The sequence below is a fragment of the Rickettsia massiliae MTU5 genome, assembly GCF_000016625.1.
Lineage (GTDB): Bacteria > Pseudomonadota > Alphaproteobacteria > Rickettsiales > Rickettsiaceae > Rickettsia > Rickettsia rickettsii.
Genome location: NC_009900.1, coordinates 400597 through 420714, shown reverse-complemented (window position 1 = coordinate 420714; position 20118 = coordinate 400597). Strand labels below are relative to the sequence as shown.

Here is a 20118-nt window from a genome sequence, read left to right as displayed (position 1 = left end):
ATCCAAAAACAACTAAAAATACTAACAATGTTAGTATTTTTAACTGGATACCGCGATCAAGTCACGGTATGACAACGGAAAAACGATCCACCCAACAATGCTTTCGTAGAAATGACATTAGTTCAGTACACCTGACCATTCTGGATCAGAAGCATCTGCCGGTGTCATAATTTCTCTTTCATTATGACCTGTTAGATCAATTGCAAAAATTTTGTTTTTTCCCGGAGCTTTAGCTCTCGACGGCCAACCTTTAGTAAACATAATAACTCGTCCGTTAGGCGACCAACAAGGACTTTCGACTAAATATCCGCTTGTTATTATCCTTTCACTATTCTCATCATCTTGGGGACATGCTTTCATAATTCCGATATTAAAAGTTTTTCCTCCGTCTCCTCTAGTAATCTTAGTAAATGCTATATAGTCTCCTCTAGGCGACCAGCTAGGAGCTGCGTAAGAACCACCGCCAAAACTAATACGCTGAACGTCACTTCCGTCTGAATTCATGATATATAATTGAGGCACACCGTTTCTATCGGAATTATATACAATTTTTTTACCATCCGGTGAATAGCTAGGAGAGGTATTAATACCGAATCCGTCAGTTAATTTATGAAGCCGTTTAGTAGCAAGGTCGATTTCATAAATATGCGTCGAGCCGTTTTGAGCTATCGACATTACAGCTTTTCTACCATCCGGTGAGAATCTAGGAGCAAACGATATACCGGGAAAATCACCTACCACACTTTCTTTACCTGTTTTTAAATCTTTTTCATAAACGAGTGCTCTTCTTTTAGTAGCATATGAAACGTAAAAAATCTTATCCGCCGAACGAGCAAATCTTGGGGTTAAGACTAGTGACTTTCCATTGGTAAGGTATTTATTATTAGCCCCGTCATAATCCATCAAAGCAATTCTTTTTATTTTCGGTAAAGAGTTGCTTTCTGATACATACACTATTTTAGTGTCAAAATAACCGGCATCACCGGTAATTTTTTCATAAATTTTATCGGCAATTTTATGTGCTGCTCTTCTCCATAGATTTTCCGGTACTTCAAGAATTTCACCGGCAAGCTGTTTTTCAAGCAACGTATCCCATAATATAAAGCTAATTTTAAATTTACCACTTTCTAGTTTTTTAACTTCACCGTTTACTAAAAGACTAGCATTAATTTGACGCCATGCAGCAAAAAGCGGCTTATATTCTATTCCTGTCTTCTCTTCTATAAAAGAGGCAGCAGAAATAGGACGGAATAACCCCGAAAGCTTTAAATCATTAGAGATAACTTTAACCATATCGTGACCTAATACATCAGCGGCAGAATTATCGGCATTAAATTTATTGACCGCTATAGGTGTCGGGTCAGCTCGCCCATGCTCAATGTTTATTGTTTCAAGTGCATAGCTGGCAAAGCTAAATAATAGTGATAGTATAAAATATATAATATTTCGCACTTAAAATACTCCTTTTTATCAAATTCCGTTATAGTTGTTGTATGTCATTCCTGCGAAAGCGGGAATGACATACATTACCCAAAAATCTTCATCAGTTCTTCCCATTCTCTCTTAGTCATATCACTAGTTTCATGGGTAACTTTTTCACCGTTTATCATTCTTTTAATTACATCCAAACCTTTACGTGAAATATTTGCTCCCTGCAAACGATATTCTTCAAAAGCTTCGTAAACAAAAGGAACCCAAGCTTTGACTATCTCAAGCATCTTTTCAGCATAAACTCTAATTTCATATTGAGCGTGAGGGTCGGCTCGCAATCTTAAAAAATGAAGTAAATTATGTAAATTAATCTTCCAATACCATTCCGTATAATAATTTAAAGTTAAATTCATACGAGCAAGCTCTCTTGCTATCCCTGTGGCGTTCTCATCTATAATATTACCCTCTTCATCGGCATTCATCAGTTCCTTATAATGCCCGTAGCACTGTCTAGCATCTTCCTCTAAAATTGCAAGGACCTTCTCAGCCACTTCTTTCGGTAAGCTATCCCCTTCCCTACATTGTTTATTTACGGCAGATTGGGAAGCAATATTTGCTGGTTCAGGTAGATAAAATTCATTACCTAAAATAGAATACCTTGCCGAATATTCGTTAACGCTAGCTGTTCTATGCCTAATCCATTGCCTTGCAATAAATATCGGTAGTTTAATATGGAACTTGATATCACACATCTCAAAAGGAGTGGTATGATAATGACGAAGCAAGTAGTTTATCAGCCCTTTATCTTGGTTTAATTGCTTCGTACCCTTACCGTAAGAAACACGAGCTGCTTGTACTATAGCACTATCATCCCCCATATAGTCGATAACTCTAATAAAGCCGTAATCTAATACTTTTATAGGCTCATATAAGATTTCTTCAAGTGCCGGGACTGTTACTCTTTTTGTAGTGTTGTGCATTCTATTTATCCTTTATGTTTTTCTTTAAATTAACCTTTCCGATGTCATTCCTGCGAAAGCAGGAATCCAGCGTAAAGCGAGATAAATCGAGCTTTTAAAAAGCTTTAAAGTATTGGATTGGATTCCCGCTTTCGCGGGAATGACATCGATCCTTCAGTTGACACCCATACACTTCTGCAGGAATGACATAAAGTTATGGCAAATAACTATATAAATTCTTACCGTTTCTTTTTAGCCATAATTTTGCCGGTTGGTATTCGGGATATATATCCTCTCAACTAGCTCCCAAAAATTTTTACTATGGTTCATTTCTTTTAAATGTACCATTTCATGAGTGACTAAATATTTCAGTACTTCAAAGGGGGCAAAAACTACCCGCCAATTAAAAACAAGATTCCCTTTTTTGCTACAACAACTCCCCCAACGGCTAACATTTTCCATTATTCTCATATTGGAATAAGTCAAATTATGTTTTTTAGATATATTCTCTACTATTATTTTTATTTCTGCTAATAATTTCTTTTTAAGGAATACTTCTATACTAAGTTTTTTTAGTACCTGACTACATACAACACACTTCTAACGTAGAATCATTTAATTTTATCTGATTTTTAGACGAATCAATATGTATTATTTCATAAGTCATAAGATTTACCCAAAATAGAAATCTTATCTTCATCTTTTGGTATCGCAGTGACATTACGACGTAATTTTTGCCTAACCCAATATTCTTTACTTAACAAAAAATTATGACCTTTTTCGGCTTTTACCTTAAGAGGTAATACAAGCTCTGCACCTTTAGACGTAATACGGATGGCTATATTTTTAGCTTTGCTACTCCTTCTTACTATAACATTTTGAGGTTCACCATATTTGGTAAGAGTAATAAAATCTTCCATTTAAAATTCTATATACCTATTAGGATCAACTGCTATTTTATTTTTACGCATAGCAAAATATAATTTATGTTCTACATGTCCGATAACACTATTTCTAGCAATTTTATCACCTTTTTTCAGTAATAAATCATCTAAACTCGCATATGCTACTTCTAGATCGTCTTTATCTAATTTAACTATTACTAAATTACCGAATTGCTTATTATAACCTGAATATATTACCGTTCCTGCAGCTATCGATTTAACTTCACTATATTCTTTAGCTGCAATATCTATCCCTTTACTTTTACCGGCTTTAAACTCGGTAATAATTACCCCATTTAACGGTTTTACAAAGTTTAATTGTTCTATCGCTTCTTCATCTTCGTCTTCATTCCGAAACATAGGAATCTCAATATCATCATTATCCTCTTCTATAATTTTTGCCTTTGGCTCTTCGAGTCTACCGCTAACTTTTTCTGACGCGGGATTGTCTTCCATAGTTCTTTGAACTATCATGCCCTCATCGTGATCTAGTGCGGTAGAATTATTATTTGCAGTAACATCTCCTACTTTATACTCAATTGGAGCCGGTGGCTGATCAACACAAGCAACTAAACAAAAACATATAACGATACTAAGTACAACAGGATATTTCATATATTTAACAAAACTATTATTTACATTAGAAAACAAATCTTACATAGTATATAATTTTTATCATTATTTTCCATCAAAAAATTAACTATGAAAACTTATAATATTGTCATAGCTAGTGATCATTCAGGTTATGAGCTTAAGTCTGAAATTATCAATTATTTAGAGCAGAAATCTCTAAAGATTTATGACTGCGGAACAAATAATACACAAACCGTTGATTATCCTGATTATGCTAAGAAAGTAGTAGATATTATTATTGAAAAATCAGCACCTATCGGTATTTTAATTAGTGATACGGGGATTGGTATGTCTATAGCCGCGAATCGTAGCTCGGAAATAAGAGCCGCTTTGTGCAACGATATATTAACTGCCGAAAATGCTAAAGCTCATAATGACGCTAATATCTTGATACTCGGAGCAAAAACCATAGGCCAAAAAATAGTATTTGATATTATAGATAAGTTTTTAACTACCCAATTTGAAGGCGGCAGACATAGCACCCGCCTATCAAAGATAAAATAGTTGTATAAACTGTTAAACATTGTTATGATCCGTCATTGCGAGGAGAGGCAAAGCCTCGACGTGGCAATCTCAGGCATTTTGCACTATTTCATAAGATTGCCACGCTCTCCCCTATGGTCGCTCGCAATGACGATTCGGTATCCATGCAATAAAGCCACACTATAATATAAATTATGCTGCTTAATATGAATCTTCAAGAGTTGAAACAAAAATATAATTACGATGTTGCAACGAAAATGATGCAGCAATATCTAGACATTAAATTTGCTCATTTAGATTGTTTACTACTATTTAGAATGGGTGATTTTTATGAAATGTTCTATGAAGATGCAATTCTAGCAAGCAATGTACTGGGCATTGCTTTAACAAAGCGCGGCAAAAACGGCGAAGAAGAAATTGCGATGTGCGGAGTACCTTATCATGCCCTTGAGAATTATTTAACTAAGTTAATTGAAGAAAATTATAAGGTTGCTATTTGTGATCAACTAGAAACACCTGAAGAAGCAAAGAATAGAGGCGGTTATAAAGCGGTAGTTACTAGGGATGTTACACGTATTATAACTCCGGGAACTATAATTGAAGAAAATTTAATTGCTTCAGCCGAACCTAATTATTTAGCAAGTCTCGTAATACCGAAAAATAAAGAAACAGCTAGCCTTTGTTATGTTGATCTTTCTACTTCCGAAATTGTTGTAGTTAATGTACCGGAAACAGAAATTCTTAATGAGCTGGCTCGTTTAAAACCTCGTGAAATTCTGCTTAGCGAAAATCTGAGATCTTCTAATCTTGCGGATAGTATTTTCAAACAATTAAATTTTCGTATTACCTATCAAGTTGATAGTTTTTTTGCGATTAATAAATGCGAAAAAATCATTTTAGATTTTTATAAAATGAAAGATATTAAAGGAATCGGCGAGATATCTAGTAGTCAAATTTGTGCCATAGGTAGCGTTTTAGAATATTTATCGTTAACGCAAAAACAAAATATTCCTCATTTGCCAATCCCTAGAATTATCAATTTTCATAGCTATATGACTATTGATTTCTCTACTAGACGCAACCTTGAAATTGTAACAAACTCACAAGGCGGCTCGCAAGGAAGTTTATTAAGCACCCTTAATCATACGGTTACTAAACAAGGCGGACGTTTACTATATAATTTTCTTTCAAGTCCTTTAACCAACATTGCTAAAATAAATCATCGTTTAAATATTACCGAGTTCTTTTATTCCAACTTAGAAATAGTAAAAAAAATTAGAGAACTTCTAAAAAAAACTAGTGATATAGAACGCTGCTTAACACGTATTACGATGAACAGAAGTTCAGGTCGTGATTTACTTAGCATTAAATATACTTTAGAAACGGCAACGATTATTAAAGGAGTATTCTGTGACGCTTACGGTGTTAATTTACCTGATTTTATCGAAAAAATTATTAAACCTCTATCAGGCGATGCAGAATTATATAATTTAATAGACGAAACAATACGAGAAGATGCACCGAATAATTTAAATGACGGAGGTATAATAAAACATGAATATCATCCGAAAGTAGCCCAATTACATGATTTAATTAATAACGGAAAATTACATATTGACAAGCTAAAAGATCAATATCGCAAAGAAACGGGAATAGACAGTTTAAAAATATCTCATAATAATGTTATAGGGCTTTTTATCGATATCACCGCTAAAAATGTTAATAAAATCCTTGATCCCAAATTTATTCACCGTCAAACAACGGTTAATCATGTTCGTTATACTACTGCTGAACTACAAAAGCTTGAAAGTGAGTTAGTCAACGCTAAAACCTTAGTAATAAGCTTAGAAAAAGCATTATATGCGGATATTTGTAGCCAAGTAATCGAAAAAGCTTCCTATTTACGAATGCTTGCAAGCTCCTTAAACGGGCTTGACGTATTTTGTAATTTTGCTTACATCGCTGATGAATATGATTATGTTAAGCCTGAGTTTACCGATGCTTTAAGCTTTGATATCGTTAAAGGACGGCATCCTGTAGTAGAGAAAGCACTACAACGAGAAAGCAAAAGCTTTGTATATAATGATTGTCATTTATCGGAGCTTGAGCGTATTTGGTTAATTACCGGTCCTAATATGGCAGGTAAAAGTACTTTTTTACGTCAAAACGCCATTATTGCAATCATTGCTCAAATAGGTTCGTTTGTGCCGGCAAAAAGTGCTAAAATAGGGGTAGTCGACAAAATATTTAGCCGAATAGGTGCTGCCGATGACTTAATTAAGGGACAATCGACCTTTATGGCAGAGATGCTTGAAACCTCGGCAATTCTTGCTCAATCTACAAAAAACTCACTAATCATACTTGATGAGGTAGGTAGAGGCACATCCACTTATGACGGGGTATCTATAGCATGGTCGGTGCTTGAATATATTCATGATAAGCTGAAATGTCGCTGTTTATTTGCAACGCACTATCATGAGCTAACCGTTATGAGTAATTTCCTGCCGGCTTTGCAAAATTATACTATTGCTATTGAGGAGTCAGGTAAAGATATTCTATTTTTACATAATATTATATCAGGTGCTGCCGATAGGTCTTACGGTCTTCATGTTGCGGCTCTTGCCGGTCTTCCTGCGAGTGTTATAAACAGAGCTAAGCAGATTCTGCTTAAATTTGAAAAAACTTCTACAGGTAAAGGAAAAAATATTTTATCAATGGAATCAAATAATTTGAGTTTGTTTAATCTTGAACCTAATAAAACTACTATAAGCAGCAAATTAGATGAAAAATTCAGCACTATCGATCCTGATAAACTATCCCCTAAAGAAGCACTTGAGTTAATTTATGAGTTAAAGAAGTGGGTTTGATGCGAGTTTGGCAGTGCCTGCGTGGATCAGTTTTTTCATCATTGCGAGGAAAAACTGCAAGTTTTGACGAAGCAATCTCAGGAGTTTGTTATTATTTCATGAGATTGCCACGCAGCCTACGGCTGCTCGCAATGACGATCTAGTATCTATGCAACCTTGCCTCCCTTTCCAACCAATATTTACTACAGGCGAAAAAATTAGGATTAGCGAAACTTTCTTTACCGTAAGTAATTTCTTGTCCATGCGTATCTAAAATATTACCACCACCGGCTTTAATTAAAGCATGACCTGCCGCTATGTCCCATTCCATAGTTTGACCGAATTTTGGATATATATCAGCTGCTCCTTCAGCAATTAAGCATAGTTTAATTGAACTGCCTATTGCATTTATTTGACCGAATGAATACTTACTTAAAAATTCTTTAGTAGCTTTATTTGAATTATAAAAACCTATTACCGCATTAAACTCTTCATGTTTAGGTTCATGATTAACAAATATTTCTTTAGAATTCTGTTCGATTTTTAACCGACCGTTTACATCGGTATAATATAGCTTTGCTGTTTCAGGGTGATATATCAAGCCGATGGTTGGAAAACCGTTTTCAATAAGCCCTATATTGACCGTATATGTACTTTTACCGTTTACATAGCTCCATGTCCCATCAATAGGATCGATTAACCAAAAAGTATCACTGCTGAATATAGGTAGCGGCTGCTCTTCACATACTATAGCTATTTGAGAGGTTAAGGTTTGTAGAGTTTGATAAATTATTTTACTAATTTCCTTATCAGCATTAGTGACTACTGACCCATCTGATTTAATATCAGTCAATATTCCTGCCTTTTTTATATCTAGTGCAATCTTGCCGGTATTAATAATTAAATCTTTTAAAGCATTAATTAAATTGTTATTCATAATTATTTATTTAACATCTTTGCAGCTGTATCATCTTCTAACCACTGACCGGTATTTAAAAACGTAGATTGCTGCAACTCAGCGATTTGATGATCAGGTGACCCCGGTAACATTTGCCACCCCAAATATTCAATTCCATAATATCCTATATCAACCATACTTAAATAAGAGTCCATATTTTCTAAATCTTTTTTATTATTTGCAAAAATTACTATTTTTTTAGGTTGTTTCGGTATAATGTTTAAGAACTCTATAAGAGCTTTTACTCTATTTATATTACCGGTAAATATTATACCTAAATAAAAAATAGGGGCTTCAGCATCGCTTGGATTAAATCTAAATACATCTTTATCATTAACTTTATTAGTAAAATTAATATTGAGTCCGTAAAGTAAGGTATATAACCATCCTTCATAATTTTCAATTAAATTACATGGGGCCGTTATTTCCTGAAGACCTAAAACCGTTGCACCTTGCTGTTTCATCTTATTAATTAAATCTACCCATTTAGATTCAACAAGCATCATTTGACGCTGCACTATCAATTTTGCAATAGTTTTATTAACTGATGCGTTATACGCTGCAAGACTATATAAATATTTAGTAAAATTTATATAAGAATTATCCTGATATCGAAATAATTTGGATTTCGGTGTTATGATAGTATTATCTATATTTATAAGTACCAGCGTATCTGCATCTATCTTCGGTAATAAGTTTTTCATTGTTACTGAATCTACGGAGTAAGTAGGAATAATTTGACCGTAGCCCGCATACGAAGTAACTAAGCAAAGTAAACTCAATAAAACTTTATTTATTCGTGTCATAAGGATTTTTACCTTTTGCATTATTATTCTTTAAAGGTGGATTATTTCTTTTTAGCTTATTTATTTGAGATATTAAATCATTAATCAGCTTAGTATAATATGCAACATCTTTATTTTTCAGAGTATTTTTATTATTATAATGATAACCAATAAATAATATATTAGAACTATAGCTATTAAATTGCAATTCCATTGAGCTTAACAATTCTATGTTACTACTAATCATTATAAAGCATTTCGGTATAAAATTCATTTGAACAAGGAAATTGAGCATCACTTCCGCTTCCGATATATTATTACTCGTCAATATACCCTTATAAAATACCGGATAAGTATTAGCAAAACTGTCTAAATTATTAAAAATAATATAATTATTGTTTGGAAAACTATTTGAAAAATCAATATCGAAATTTTTCTTTAAATAATCGGCAAACCATATCTCAAATTTAGGAATATTATTAAAATTACCGGTAAACCCATCATTTACTGCTATTATGGGGATTTTACTATTACTCATTTCATTTACAAAATTTGGGAAATCAGATTCTTGTAATTCTTTCTTATAACTATCATTAGTTAAAATCAATTGCTTTATATAAATAGCTTTTGAATTTTTATTAATATTATGTAAAAGAGGAATTAGTGTAAGATAAATGTCTTTATCAAGCTGTTCAACGATAGGCACTAAAGACTTAAACAAAAATTCATCTAGAACCGTTACTACTAATAAATCCTGAGGTACATAATTTTTATTATAATTTTCTTTAAAATCTTGTTTTATTTTATTTAAACTATCCACTTCTATAATTTCTGCACGAGCTATAGAAGCAATAAATAATATTAGAATAAATATATATTTTTTAAACATTTATGATTTCCATTTTTTAAAGTCAGCATGTCACCCTGTGATTTTCTATGTCATTCCTGCGAAAGCAGGAATCTAGGAAAACATATAAAAAAACAAGCCTTTATATGTTTATTTTGTCAAACATGTACCAATAATTATTAAGGTTATTTTTTCTGGATTCCTGCTTTCGCAGGAATGACATATATTAGTGTTACCACATCATACTGCTAATATCAATCCATATTAAATTATAATGTGGTAAATATGTTTGAAAGTTTTTTTAGTTCGCTTGGCGGTACTGTTGGAAATACATTTGGCGGCGGCATATTTTCAAGCGTGGGAAGATTTGTCGGCAAAATGCTTGGTGAGTATTTAGATCAACTAAATCACGAACCGATAGAATATGACAATATTAAAAATTTCAAAGAAAGTTTTCAATATGTCACAGCTAATTACAGTGAACCTATACCGCTAATTTTCGGTACTGCAAGAGTTAACGGAAAAATAATTTAGGCAAATCAAAATAAGCAACTAAAATTGTTATGTTCTATAACAAGTGCCGTAGCAAGAGCCGGTAGTAAATAAATCTCTTTAGGGTACGAGTCTAGAGCTGATAAAATATAACTATTACCGAATAATAATTTGCTTGCAATTAGCTCACTAACAAAATCCGCTCCGGCTTTTTTGGGATTCGGTTTTTTTAGTAAATAATGCACCGGATGGTCTAATATTACTTCTCCGGTTTTACTTTTAAGCACTTCCCACGGAACATGTCCCGTCGATTGTGCAATTAAATTAATACATCTATATACTATAACATTTTCTCGATAAGCTTCTATGCCGACTCTGACTCTTTTTAAATTACCATATGCAATGTCGTTTAGTTCAATAAAATTTTGTGATTTGGTAGTACCATTCTTCCAAAACTTTTTCCAATAATTTTTTATCATATATCCTAATATATTTGTTGTTTTCAGGATTATATAATAATGATTTGGGAGGTAGACTAAGAGAGAGCTTAATAAGATGTTAATGTTCGTTAATGTAATTAAAATTATTTCTTTACAAATAGAAAGATATACTATTTATTATAAAACATATTACCATGAAATATAGCAACTTGATAGGATATAAAACATGTCTTTACCATCTGAATATTATTCACAATGACCCACAACAGCTTTGAATAAGCTAATAAAAAATTTTATAAAAACTAAAAAATATGACGCAATAAAATCAATTTTAGCATCTAAGAACAGCTATAATTTGTTAGGATTACATCATGCCATTACGTCATTTGATCTAGAAGCATATAAACTTATTATTATTTCTTATGCTAACCCTAGCCACTTTACTTCTGCTAAATACAATAGATAGATATATATATAACATCGATGATACATCTATGCTTGATTTAGCAGCCTTGATGTAGCAACATTTATAAATTTTGATACTATACAATATAGAGATACAAAAAGCAGCATGTTGCAAGAGTTGATTAAGTTTAAGAAGAGAGCGATTGAGGAGCAAAATAACAATGCAATTAGTGAACTTAAAAAGAAGGATTTAAATTAAAAAATTAGCTAGTTATTGAAGTTTTCAAGAGTTTAAAAGCTTTATCGAAGATAATAAAATTGAGATAAATATTGAAGAACTTAATATTGCAACATTTAAAATAGAAAAATTATCACCGATTGCAGAAGTAATTTATAGCGAAAACTCTGATATTACTATTTTAATGACAAGGACTTACAATGTAAGAGATTTAAATGACAATATAATTCTTCATAACTATACAAAGCTTTTGCAATGGGGACCTACAAATAAGTTATTAGCCTATATAGCGATAGCGGCTAATATTAAAGTGCAACAAGATAGCCTAAAAATAATATTTGATAATAAATCATTTTCTCATTACGATTGAGACAATAACCTAATATGTATAAATAGGCGAAGAAAAATTAAATTTAGAATCAATAATAGCACATGAATTTGGACATTATGCAATAGAGAAAATTTTTTGCAATGCAAGTATCCCACTAAATAATAGTTTTCAAATTTTGAAAGCAGATTTCATAAAAAATGCACCATATCAAAATGATGATAAAATATTTTTGCCTAAAAATTTTGAAAGCTTAAAGCGCTTAATTAATAGTTCATATGAATATAGTAGAGCGGCAAAACCAATACTTGATTTAACGGCAAATTTAATATTAACACCAGAGGAAAGAAATGAAATTAGTAGTAAATATAACGATAAAGAATTGATTAAACATTTAAAAAACGAGACTATATTACCTATATTTTACTTTAATAATTATAGACCGGAAAAAGCAGATACAAGAGAATTAGAGGAAGTTATAAAAACTAATTCTCATGCCTATATTATGACCAATTTAATTATTAATTTACTCAAATTACCTTGTGTACAAGAACAGGATTATCATGCATTATTTGCAACTGATCAAAAAGTGCAATTGCAATGTATATTAACCAAGATTCTACCGCAAATAATAAAAGATAAAGATCTTACTAGCGAGCAAGTTTACTACTTAGAAAGAATTGGAGATCTTATACACAGAGAATCAGATGATAGAGCTGCAGAGTTCATAGTTAGGTATCTAGAAATTAGTATAGATAATTTATTGCATCCCATCGAAGATTCACGTATTATTAATGCAATTCAACCGCTAGCAGATTTTTGGGAGGAACACATAGTTCCTAAAATGGAATCTACTATTATAGGATGTACAAAGGAATAGAATTGTGACACATTTGATGGAGCGTAATTAATTTAGCTATTGTTGTGTGGCACTTTTTATGTCATTCCTGCGAAAGCAGGAATCCAGCACTTTAAAGCTTTTTAAAGATTTTACTTTAAAAAAGTGAAACAATATAATAAAAAAATCTTTGCAATCAAGATTTTTGTAGCCTGGATCCCTGCTTTCGCAGGGATGACATCACTGGCTTTTCGAAACTATCCGGTACCATAACAAAAAAACCCTAATCACTAAAATTATACCTAATATTTTTTCTAGCAGAGCTTATATCTTTTAAACGTTCACAAACCTTTTCAAAGACTTGTTTAGGCAAGATATTTGAAGCATTAATTTGTAAAAATTTATCGTCTTTTAATTTAATCGAAAAAGAAGGCTCTTGAAATTCCGGCCCATCAATTTCTCTAGCAATTTTTATATAATAACCGATTATATGACTGTTGTAATAATCACTTTTACTAATCATTTTCTTAGCTATTTTATTAATCTGCATGTCAGTTTTAGCAGTATAAGTAACCGTAAGGGCAATACCTAGCATAAGACGCTGTCTATGACTAAAAGGAATATCTGAAGATAATATAAATTCCGAAACAAAATTTGCTCTGAGCGTTTTATCAATATTTTTATTATATTGTGCTAGCATTATAGCGAGTTCAATAATAATAAGAGTCGTGGCATCGGAATTAATTAAAAGATATTGTACTGCTTCAATATATTTTTCAATTTTACATATATTTCTATCAAATTTTACTAATCTCTTCACCCTCTCATAAATAATATCTTTTGCTGTTTCATGAGACGGCAACGAGTCAAATCTTACTCCTTCTTTTAAACCGTAATTTGAGATAATAATTTTTTCCGGTGAAAATACCTTAATCATTGCTTTTATTACTAAAACTGCATTATAATTTATGGCTTTCTGCTCGTAATAACTCAGCTTTAATTTATCGATTTGTGATAATTTCTCTAAATATAACTCAAACTCTACACGATTTATTTCAAAATTATGTAAATTTTTAAGGGGATAATTTATAGACTCCATGTATATACGGCTCATTAGACGTAATGCACCGCCAATTAAATATAAATTAGGATAATGTGCAGCTCCAAATTCTTCCTCTAGCATTTTAGTAATCAACCCGACATCACTAAAATTGCTACTAGCAATAATTTTTGTACCAAGCGGCAATGATTTTAATTTACCGACTTTTTTATTTCCAATCTGTGCAAGCTCAAGACTTCCACCTCCAAGATCGGCTACAATACCGCAAGCATCACTAATACCGGAAATTAATCCGGCAGCAGTTAAATAAGCTTCACGTTCACCTGAGATAATTTCAATATCAATATTGAATCTCTTTTTAATTATAGCTTTGAATTCATCTGCTTTAGGATGCCCCCTAAGTATAGCTGTTGCAACACATCTAATATTAGTAACGGACAGTTTGGTAAAAATATGAATAAGATATTGTAGAGATAAATATGTTTGATGTTTTACGTCTAAATTATCTAAATTAAGTAAATTTGTAAGATAATTTCTAAATTTATAATTAAAAATTTCCGGCGCTCCAAGCTCATCACTTTCATAAACTACAGCTCTTAAAGCATTTGAACCGATATCAATAATAGCTGAACGCATTTTTGGATCTTACTCATTGTTTTCCGGAACAGTTATTGTTTCGGTCTCTTCAGAAGACTCATTATTATTTGCCCTAGGGTCAAAAGGTACTTGAGTAGGTACAAAAGTCGGCGGTAATAATCTACTAGTAAAAAACTTATCTTCGTAATACTTAATTTTACGAGATTTTATAGGCGGAAAGGATTCTATTAAAACAATTTGCTCATCTCTCGGTAACTGTATTACTTCTTGAGGTAAAAGTAAAGCTCTTTGAACCTGAGAAACGTTTTGGGTTCTAGTAGAAATATTAAGATCAAAAAATAAAGGTTTACTAAATGATCTTTGTTCTACCGTCTTATTACCGACAAGCTGCGATATTAAATTTGCCGTTTCATAGTTATTAGCGGCAAAAGTAATACGATATGTTGCATTAGATAAGAAAGAATTCATCCCTGCATCTTCATATGTTCCTTTTAACTGCTGCGTATCTTGAATAATTAAAAATAAACGAACTCTATAACCTCTAAAATAAGCTATACCGGCTTTAAAAGTATCCATCTTCCCAAGCGTCGGGAACTCGTCAAGTAAGAACATTACTCCATACGGCTCTTCCTTTAAATCCGGCATTTTGCGGCTTAAAAATTCTGTCGCCTGCTGATAAAACACCTGCATTAATTTTTGTAAACGCTGTATATTATCGGGTGTTAACCCTACATATACGGTTGTTTTTACTTTTTTAAATTCTTGTATATTGAAATCAGAAGATGCTGTAGCTGAATCAATAAGTGGATTTGCCCATAATTCAAGCGATGAGTTCATTGTAGATATTACGCCGGAACGCTCTTTATCGGCTTTTTGCAAAAATGCAGCAATATTCATATATGCAACAGGATGTATTACACCACCAAGCGTATCGAGTACGACCGCTAGATTATAAACTACGTCGTCACTCCTCATAGTACGCACTACTTCACCGAAAGATTTAGTTTTAGTAGGATCGGCTATTAAATATAGAGTTACGCCTAAAAATAAGCTTCGTGCCTCATTATTCCAAAAATCCTTTTCCGGCATTATAAGATTTGAAATTTTTTGAACGTCATCAACCATTTGACCAGGTTTGGTACTAACCCAATCAATCGGATTATAACAATGAGTAACACCATCAGGATTAGAAGGCTCCCATACAAAAACTTTCTGCCCTTGCTTCTCACGCCAACCACTTGTCAACCCGTGATTTTCGAGCTTTATGTCATGCACTACTACCGAATCACTCCAAAATAACAAGTTAGGTATCACAAACCCTACACCTTTACCTGAACCGGTAGGAGCAAATAATAAAGCATGCTGGAACCCGTCTGCAACAAAATATCCACCGGCATCCACACCGATCAGCATACCTTTCTTAGATCTAAGACCTGCAGCCTCTATATCTGACGGATTAGCCCAGCTTGCATCTCCATATACTTTTTCATCTTGTTTGAAAAATTGTAATGATTTTATTCTTTCAAAATTTTTAATGTAAAATATTATAACAATAATAGCTGGACCGAGAAGAGAGGCAAGTAGCTTCAATTTTAAATAATTATAGTCGGCAATTTTTAACTGCCCCCAAACATTAATAAGCCAGTACGCCCACTTATAAGCAATATTTATAGCATTTATATCTACACCTAAAGCTCCAACCTCATTAGTAAAAATTGTAACAAATGCACCGCTTATCCAAATGGTACAAAAAATAACAACCGGATGAATTATAGCATGACCGAATATATTTCTAGTAACTTTAAGTATCTTATGCCATTCCATGAATTGATATTCCTAGTTTATTATTCCTAGTTTATTCTTATATATTAGTTTTTGCGTGGAGTAATTTTTACGTCATTGCGAGCGACTAAAAGGAGCGTGACAATCTCAGGATTGTGGCCTGAGATTGCTTCGTCAATTACTTCGTAATGTCCTCGCAATGACGTTTTTAAACCATCCCCTCAACGTTCTTGTTCTTCTTATAATATACTTCCGAAACATATCTTTTCCCGCCGCTACCGCGTTTTAACTGCACAACAATATCTACAACGGTTAAAATATACTTCTTTACTTCTTCAGGCGGCATACCAAGATCTGCTTGCATAACCATAAGCTTTAACTGCTCAATAGCCATAGCGGGACTATCAGCATGCAGTGTTGATATTGAACCGGGGTGACCTGTATTAATAGCACGCAAAAAACTAAAAGCTTCCTTACCTCGAAGCTCACCTACTATAATCCTATCTGGTCTTAAACGCAAACAGGCCTCTATTAAATCTTGAGTAGTAACATTTGCACGCCCTTGTCCTCCTTTGGAAGCCAGTAAATGCACTCTGTTAGGATGGCTTGATAGCACAACCTCACGAGCATCTTCTACAGTAATTAATCTTTCTATTGCAGGTATTTCAGTAAGTGCCGCATTAGTAAAAGTAGTTTTACCGGTTGAAGTACCGCCGCTAATTATGATATTTTTCTTTGAAACAACTGCATGTCTAATAAATTCTTTAATCTTTTTTTCAGCTAAGAAATTATTTAAAATTACTGCATCTTCATCTACTAAACTCTCTGTTGCAGTATCATCAAATGCCCCCATTTTAGCATATTCATCTAAAGTTAGAGTCATACCGCTAGGCTTTCTTATAGCATAAATGATTTGTCCTATCTCACAAGCAGGAGGAAATACTATTTGAACACGGTAGCCATTCGGTAAAGTTGCCGAAAGAAGCGGTTTTTCTTCTGAAATCATCTGTTCGGTAGATTGAGCGACTAAACGCCCTAATGCAAGTAGATGTTCGCTATCCAGTTCCGGTATTTGCTGAGAATATATATCGCCTTTTTTTTCAACCCATACTTCTCCGGGCTTATTAACCATAATTTCGTTAATACCGCCTTCAGCAAATAAATTTTTAAAAGGAAGTAAAAACGTCTCTAAGGCTGCAAATTCTTCATTCATTTCATTACCTTCGATTTTAATAAAATGGCTTTTGGGAATTTATAATCCTTATTAACGTATATTCTAACCGGCGTACCTTGATTAACCGTTGTCGTCGGCTTAAACTGCTGCTGAGTTATCATATTTTGTACAACATTCGTCACATCCGTAAAAGCTTGAGTAGAAGCTTTTTGTGCTTGCGTCGGAGTTGATGCTATAGAGGTAGTAGTAAGCAAACTTGAAGCTGCCGTATTAACTGCCTGTACTAAGGTTTGAAGTCTCTGCTCAGCAGTATTCGCTGAAGAAGCAGTTTGTGCGGTTGTACATGCTTGAGTCATAGTAGTATAAGCAGTCGAAGTTTTATCGGTAATAGCAGCAAGTATATTAGTACAAATTGTAACTATCCTAGTATTTGCATCCATAGCGGTATTAGACGCAATAGTTTGAGCAGTATTTAACAATTGTGTTGCCGTAGCACTATTGGTAGCCGCTGCCTGAGAATCTATAGGAGGCGGCACTAACTTATCAAGGACTTTAGCAAGCCCTATATTAAAGCCGGATTGTAATACGGCATTTGCAAATTGTTCTTTATATTTATTATCAACTCTTCCTTGCAATCCCGGTCTACCTAAATTATCAACTGCAGGTGAGTCGAATTCTATAGTATAACCGTTAGTTAAATCGATTCTATCCCATATTATAGAAACTCTACCGTAACTATCTGACGAAGTTGAGGTTGCATATTTACCGAATACTTTTGACCCTTTCGGTATCAATATAACTTTATCTTTCTCAGAAAATACGTCTCTACTAATAATGGCTCTTATTTCACCGCCGAGATCACTATTTATTGCCGTCTCAAGGACTGCATCAATTAATTTACCGCGTCCGAGAACCAAAGACATATCACCGCGATCTTTAAAGGTTGCTTCTGCCGTAATCTGTTCCGGTGTTTTTTTAGGCTCTACACTACCAATTAACACTATAGCTGATTTTCTTTTTGCTTCACGACGTTGCTTCTCTGCATCGCTCTCAACTAACGTTCCTGAAGTCGAAGGCAACGAAACCGGCGGCAATGGAAACGTTTTGTCTTTATTCTCTTCTACAGGAGTAGTAGGAGGTAAGACCGGTGGAACTTTTACTACCGGAGGCGGTGGAGGCGCGGTGGGCGTCTCAAGCTTAGGCGGATCAGGTAACTTTGGAATCTCCGGGATATTATCATCAACCTCCATAACAGGTTTTACAATATTACTCGGTATCTGAGTCTCCGGTATTTCTTCTTTTTCAGTACCGAAAAAAAGAGTATAAAAAATATATATAAAAATACCACAAATTACAACTACTATCGCAATACTCTTATTAAAGCTAACCGAAATTTTTGATAATTCTCTTTGTACTTCAGGAGAATCTGCTCCTGATAAAGAACCGGTATTATGATTGTTATTTTGCTCTTCAGCCATATCTAAATTATATTAGTTAAAGTGTTTTTATTGTCATTGTTGCGTGGATCGGTTTTTCCGTCATTGCGAGGAAATCGCAGAGCAATTGTACGTCCGCAATCTCAGGAGTTTGTATTATTTCATGAGATTGCCACACAGCCTACGGCTGCTTGCAATGACGTATCTACGCAGAAATGACATCGATTAAAATCTTGCCATGTAATTACTATTTTTCTTAGGGTAGTAAAATTTAATTACATATACTAAATCCCTTTCGTTACCCATCATAAGTTCCGTAGAAGCGATATCAAATTCATATATTCTTTTATTAGTTATAATAGTCATATTTGTACGAATATCTTTTTCAAGAGGCTTAATAAATAATCTATTTGCCAAAGGAGTTATTTTCCAAGCATAAGCATCCCCAAGAATTATATTTTGGATTTCTTCGTTTTTAGCAAATTCTATATGCGATTGAAAGCCAAAATGCAAAACTAATAAATAAACTTCATTTGGATTATATATATAAGTTTTTATCCTATTATCTTTAGTTATAGATAAATCATCTACATAATTATTACTACTATTACATGTATCATCTACAAGTGGACATTCTCGTTGTACTGTAAAACCGCTTAATAATATAAAAACTAAAAAATAAAATCTAACTATTGTCATCGTCTACCCTATATCCGTTAACTTGAAACCCTACCGGATTTACATCAAGTTCTGAATCTGTTAATTGCATAGGCACATAAGCATAACTTACTACCGCTATTTTATTATAAACTAATTGGTTTCCTGATGTTTCATTTACGGAAAATCTAACTATATATTTATCTGCTGCGATTTTTGACCATGATTTTATTACTAAAAATGTAGTATTCTCTTCTTTATATTTTAAAGTAGGATCAAAATCTTTATTTCTTATATAGCCAAGATAATTGTAATAAACACTGCTTGTTGAAAATAATCTTATTGTCGTACGAGCTATCGTCGCAAAATCAACCGGATTATATGTTTCCCGTGCCGTTATGTATTTCTTTATAAAATACCTTGTAAGAGACTCATCCGTCGTTAACACCGGTGATGAAATAGGTTCTACCACCGAGGCACGTCCGGTATTACTATTAAGCTGAATAACAAAAGGATCAAACTGTTTAGATTTTACTACAAATGCTATTACTAAAGTTGAGATAACCATAAAAATGGTTAGTAGTATTATTAATATGATAAGTAAGTTACGTTGAACAAGTAACTTATCAGATCGCTCTTCATACCAATTCTGAGTAATTTTTAAAGGATTAGCCGATTTAATACTTTCTTGCGTTTGTGTATCTCCTGAACCGCTTTGCGAGTTATTACTTGATTTAAAGAAGCCAAATATATTATTCATATCAAAGGTATTTTTATTATTACAT

The 20118-nt window shown here is 33.1% G+C and carries 17 protein-coding genes and 3 pseudogenes; 6 read left to right on the top strand and 14 right to left on the bottom strand.

Annotated features, from left to right (window positions below):
- Positions 1-117: 117 nt before the first annotated feature.
- The 4 genes and pseudogenes from tolB to RMA_RS02225 form a co-directional block, all read right to left on the bottom strand.
- Entirely contained in the window at positions 118-1452 is a 1335-nt protein-coding gene (gene tolB / locus RMA_RS02240; RefSeq protein ID WP_012152631.1) for a Tol-Pal system beta propeller repeat protein TolB, read from the bottom strand.
- 74 nt (positions 1453-1526) lie between these two features.
- Positions 1527-2411 carry an FAD-dependent thymidylate synthase gene (gene thyX / locus RMA_RS02235; RefSeq protein WP_004996155.1) on the bottom strand — a complete coding sequence of 295 codons (885 nt, stop codon included), beginning with the start codon at positions 2409-2411 and terminating at the stop codon, positions 1527-1529.
- A 193-nt stretch (positions 2412-2604) separates the two neighbouring features.
- Positions 2605-3310 (bottom strand): annotated as a pseudogene (locus tag RMA_RS02230) (M48 family metallopeptidase).
- Positions 3311-3985, bottom strand: coding sequence for a murein hydrolase activator EnvC family protein (locus RMA_RS02225; protein WP_012152629.1), 675 nt, complete (start codon positions 3983-3985; stop codon positions 3311-3313).
- Between the two features lie 51 nt (positions 3986-4036).
- Between RMA_RS02225 and rpiB the strand changes: the two genes are divergently transcribed.
- Together rpiB and mutS are read left to right on the top strand one after the other, a co-directional pair.
- On the top strand, positions 4037-4471 hold the full coding sequence (rpiB, locus tag RMA_RS02220; RefSeq protein WP_014366012.1) for a ribose 5-phosphate isomerase B: 435 nt from the start codon (positions 4037-4039) through the stop codon (positions 4469-4471).
- Positions 4472-4656: 185 nt separating this feature from the next.
- Positions 4657-7317 (top strand): DNA mismatch repair protein MutS, encoded by a 2661-nt coding sequence (gene mutS, locus RMA_RS02215; RefSeq protein ID WP_041404958.1) that lies wholly within the window; start codon positions 4657-4659, stop codon positions 7315-7317.
- Positions 7318-7456: 139 nt separating this feature from the next.
- Here the strand turns inward: mutS and RMA_RS02210 are convergent, their stop codons facing one another.
- The 3 genes from RMA_RS02210 to RMA_RS02200 are packed head-to-tail and all read right to left on the bottom strand — an operon-like array spanning position 7457 to position 9928.
- A complete protein-coding gene (locus tag RMA_RS02210; RefSeq protein WP_041404591.1) occupies positions 7457-8233 on the bottom strand; it encodes a 3'(2'),5'-bisphosphate nucleotidase CysQ in 777 nt (258 codons plus the stop codon).
- 2 nt (positions 8234-8235) lie between these two features.
- Complete coding sequence (locus RMA_RS02205; RefSeq protein WP_041404590.1) at positions 8236-9081, bottom strand: DUF2608 domain-containing protein; 846 nt, start codon at positions 9079-9081, stop codon at positions 8236-8238.
- Entirely contained in the window at positions 9044-9928 is an 885-nt protein-coding gene (locus RMA_RS02200) for a DUF2608 domain-containing protein (protein ID WP_012152624.1), read from the bottom strand. The genes RMA_RS02205 and RMA_RS02200 overlap by 38 nt, the downstream gene beginning before the upstream one ends.
- Positions 9929-10171: 243 nt before the next feature.
- On the opposite strand from RMA_RS02200, the gene RMA_RS02195 reads away from it, so the two are divergent.
- Positions 10172-10420: a hypothetical protein gene (locus RMA_RS02195; RefSeq protein WP_041404589.1), complete on the top strand. Its 249-nt coding sequence runs from the start codon at positions 10172-10174 to the stop codon at positions 10418-10420.
- Between the two features lie 26 nt (positions 10421-10446).
- Here RMA_RS02195 and RMA_RS02190 read toward each other — a convergent pair.
- Positions 10447-10857 (bottom strand): annotated as a pseudogene (locus RMA_RS02190) (phage portal protein); the annotation flags it as partial.
- 232 nt (positions 10858-11089) lie between these two features.
- On the opposite strand from RMA_RS02190, the gene RMA_RS10725 reads away from it, so the two are divergent.
- The 3 genes and pseudogenes from RMA_RS10725 to RMA_RS11910 all read left to right on the top strand — a co-directional run bounded on the left by RMA_RS10725 (position 11090) and on the right by RMA_RS11910 (position 12914).
- Positions 11090-11284, top strand: coding sequence for a hypothetical protein (locus RMA_RS10725; protein WP_238375536.1), 195 nt, complete (start codon positions 11090-11092; stop codon positions 11282-11284).
- Positions 11285-12021: 737 nt separating this feature from the next.
- A complete protein-coding gene (locus RMA_RS10720) occupies positions 12022-12669 on the top strand; it encodes a hypothetical protein (RefSeq protein ID WP_238375535.1) in 648 nt (215 codons plus the stop codon).
- A gap of 58 nt (positions 12670-12727) precedes the next feature.
- Positions 12728-12914: pseudogene (locus tag RMA_RS11910) on the top strand (hypothetical protein).
- On the opposite strand, the gene RMA_RS02165 reads toward RMA_RS11910, so the two are convergent.
- The 6 genes from RMA_RS02165 to RMA_RS02140 form a co-directional block, all read right to left on the bottom strand.
- Positions 12911-14323, bottom strand: coding sequence for a Ppx/GppA phosphatase family protein (locus RMA_RS02165; RefSeq protein ID WP_012152622.1), 1413 nt, complete (start codon positions 14321-14323; stop codon positions 12911-12913). The pseudogene RMA_RS11910 and the gene RMA_RS02165 sit on opposite strands and share 4 nt — an antisense overlap.
- Before the next feature lie 9 nt (positions 14324-14332).
- Positions 14333-16108: a type IV secretory system conjugative DNA transfer family protein gene (locus RMA_RS02160; protein WP_012152621.1), complete on the bottom strand. Its 1776-nt coding sequence runs from the start codon at positions 16106-16108 to the stop codon at positions 14333-14335.
- A 166-nt stretch (positions 16109-16274) separates the two neighbouring features.
- Positions 16275-17279: a P-type DNA transfer ATPase VirB11 gene (virB11, locus tag RMA_RS02155; protein WP_041404587.1), complete on the bottom strand. Its 1005-nt coding sequence runs from the start codon at positions 17277-17279 to the stop codon at positions 16275-16277.
- The gene (locus RMA_RS02150; RefSeq protein ID WP_012152619.1) at positions 17276-18718 is read right to left on the bottom strand and encodes a TrbI/VirB10 family protein; all 1443 of its coding nucleotides are present in this window, start codon (positions 18716-18718) and stop codon (positions 17276-17278) included. Before RMA_RS02150 ends, virB11 begins: the two co-directional genes overlap by 4 nt.
- A gap of 183 nt (positions 18719-18901) precedes the next feature.
- Positions 18902-19375, bottom strand: a complete 474-nt coding sequence (locus RMA_RS02145; protein ID WP_012152618.1) for a TrbG/VirB9 family P-type conjugative transfer protein — start codon at positions 19373-19375, stop codon at positions 18902-18904.
- On the bottom strand, positions 19362-20093 hold the full coding sequence (locus RMA_RS02140; RefSeq protein ID WP_012152617.1) for a virB8 family protein: 732 nt from the start codon (positions 20091-20093) through the stop codon (positions 19362-19364). Before RMA_RS02140 ends, RMA_RS02145 begins: the two co-directional genes overlap by 14 nt.
- Positions 20094-20118 lie beyond the last annotated feature (25 nt).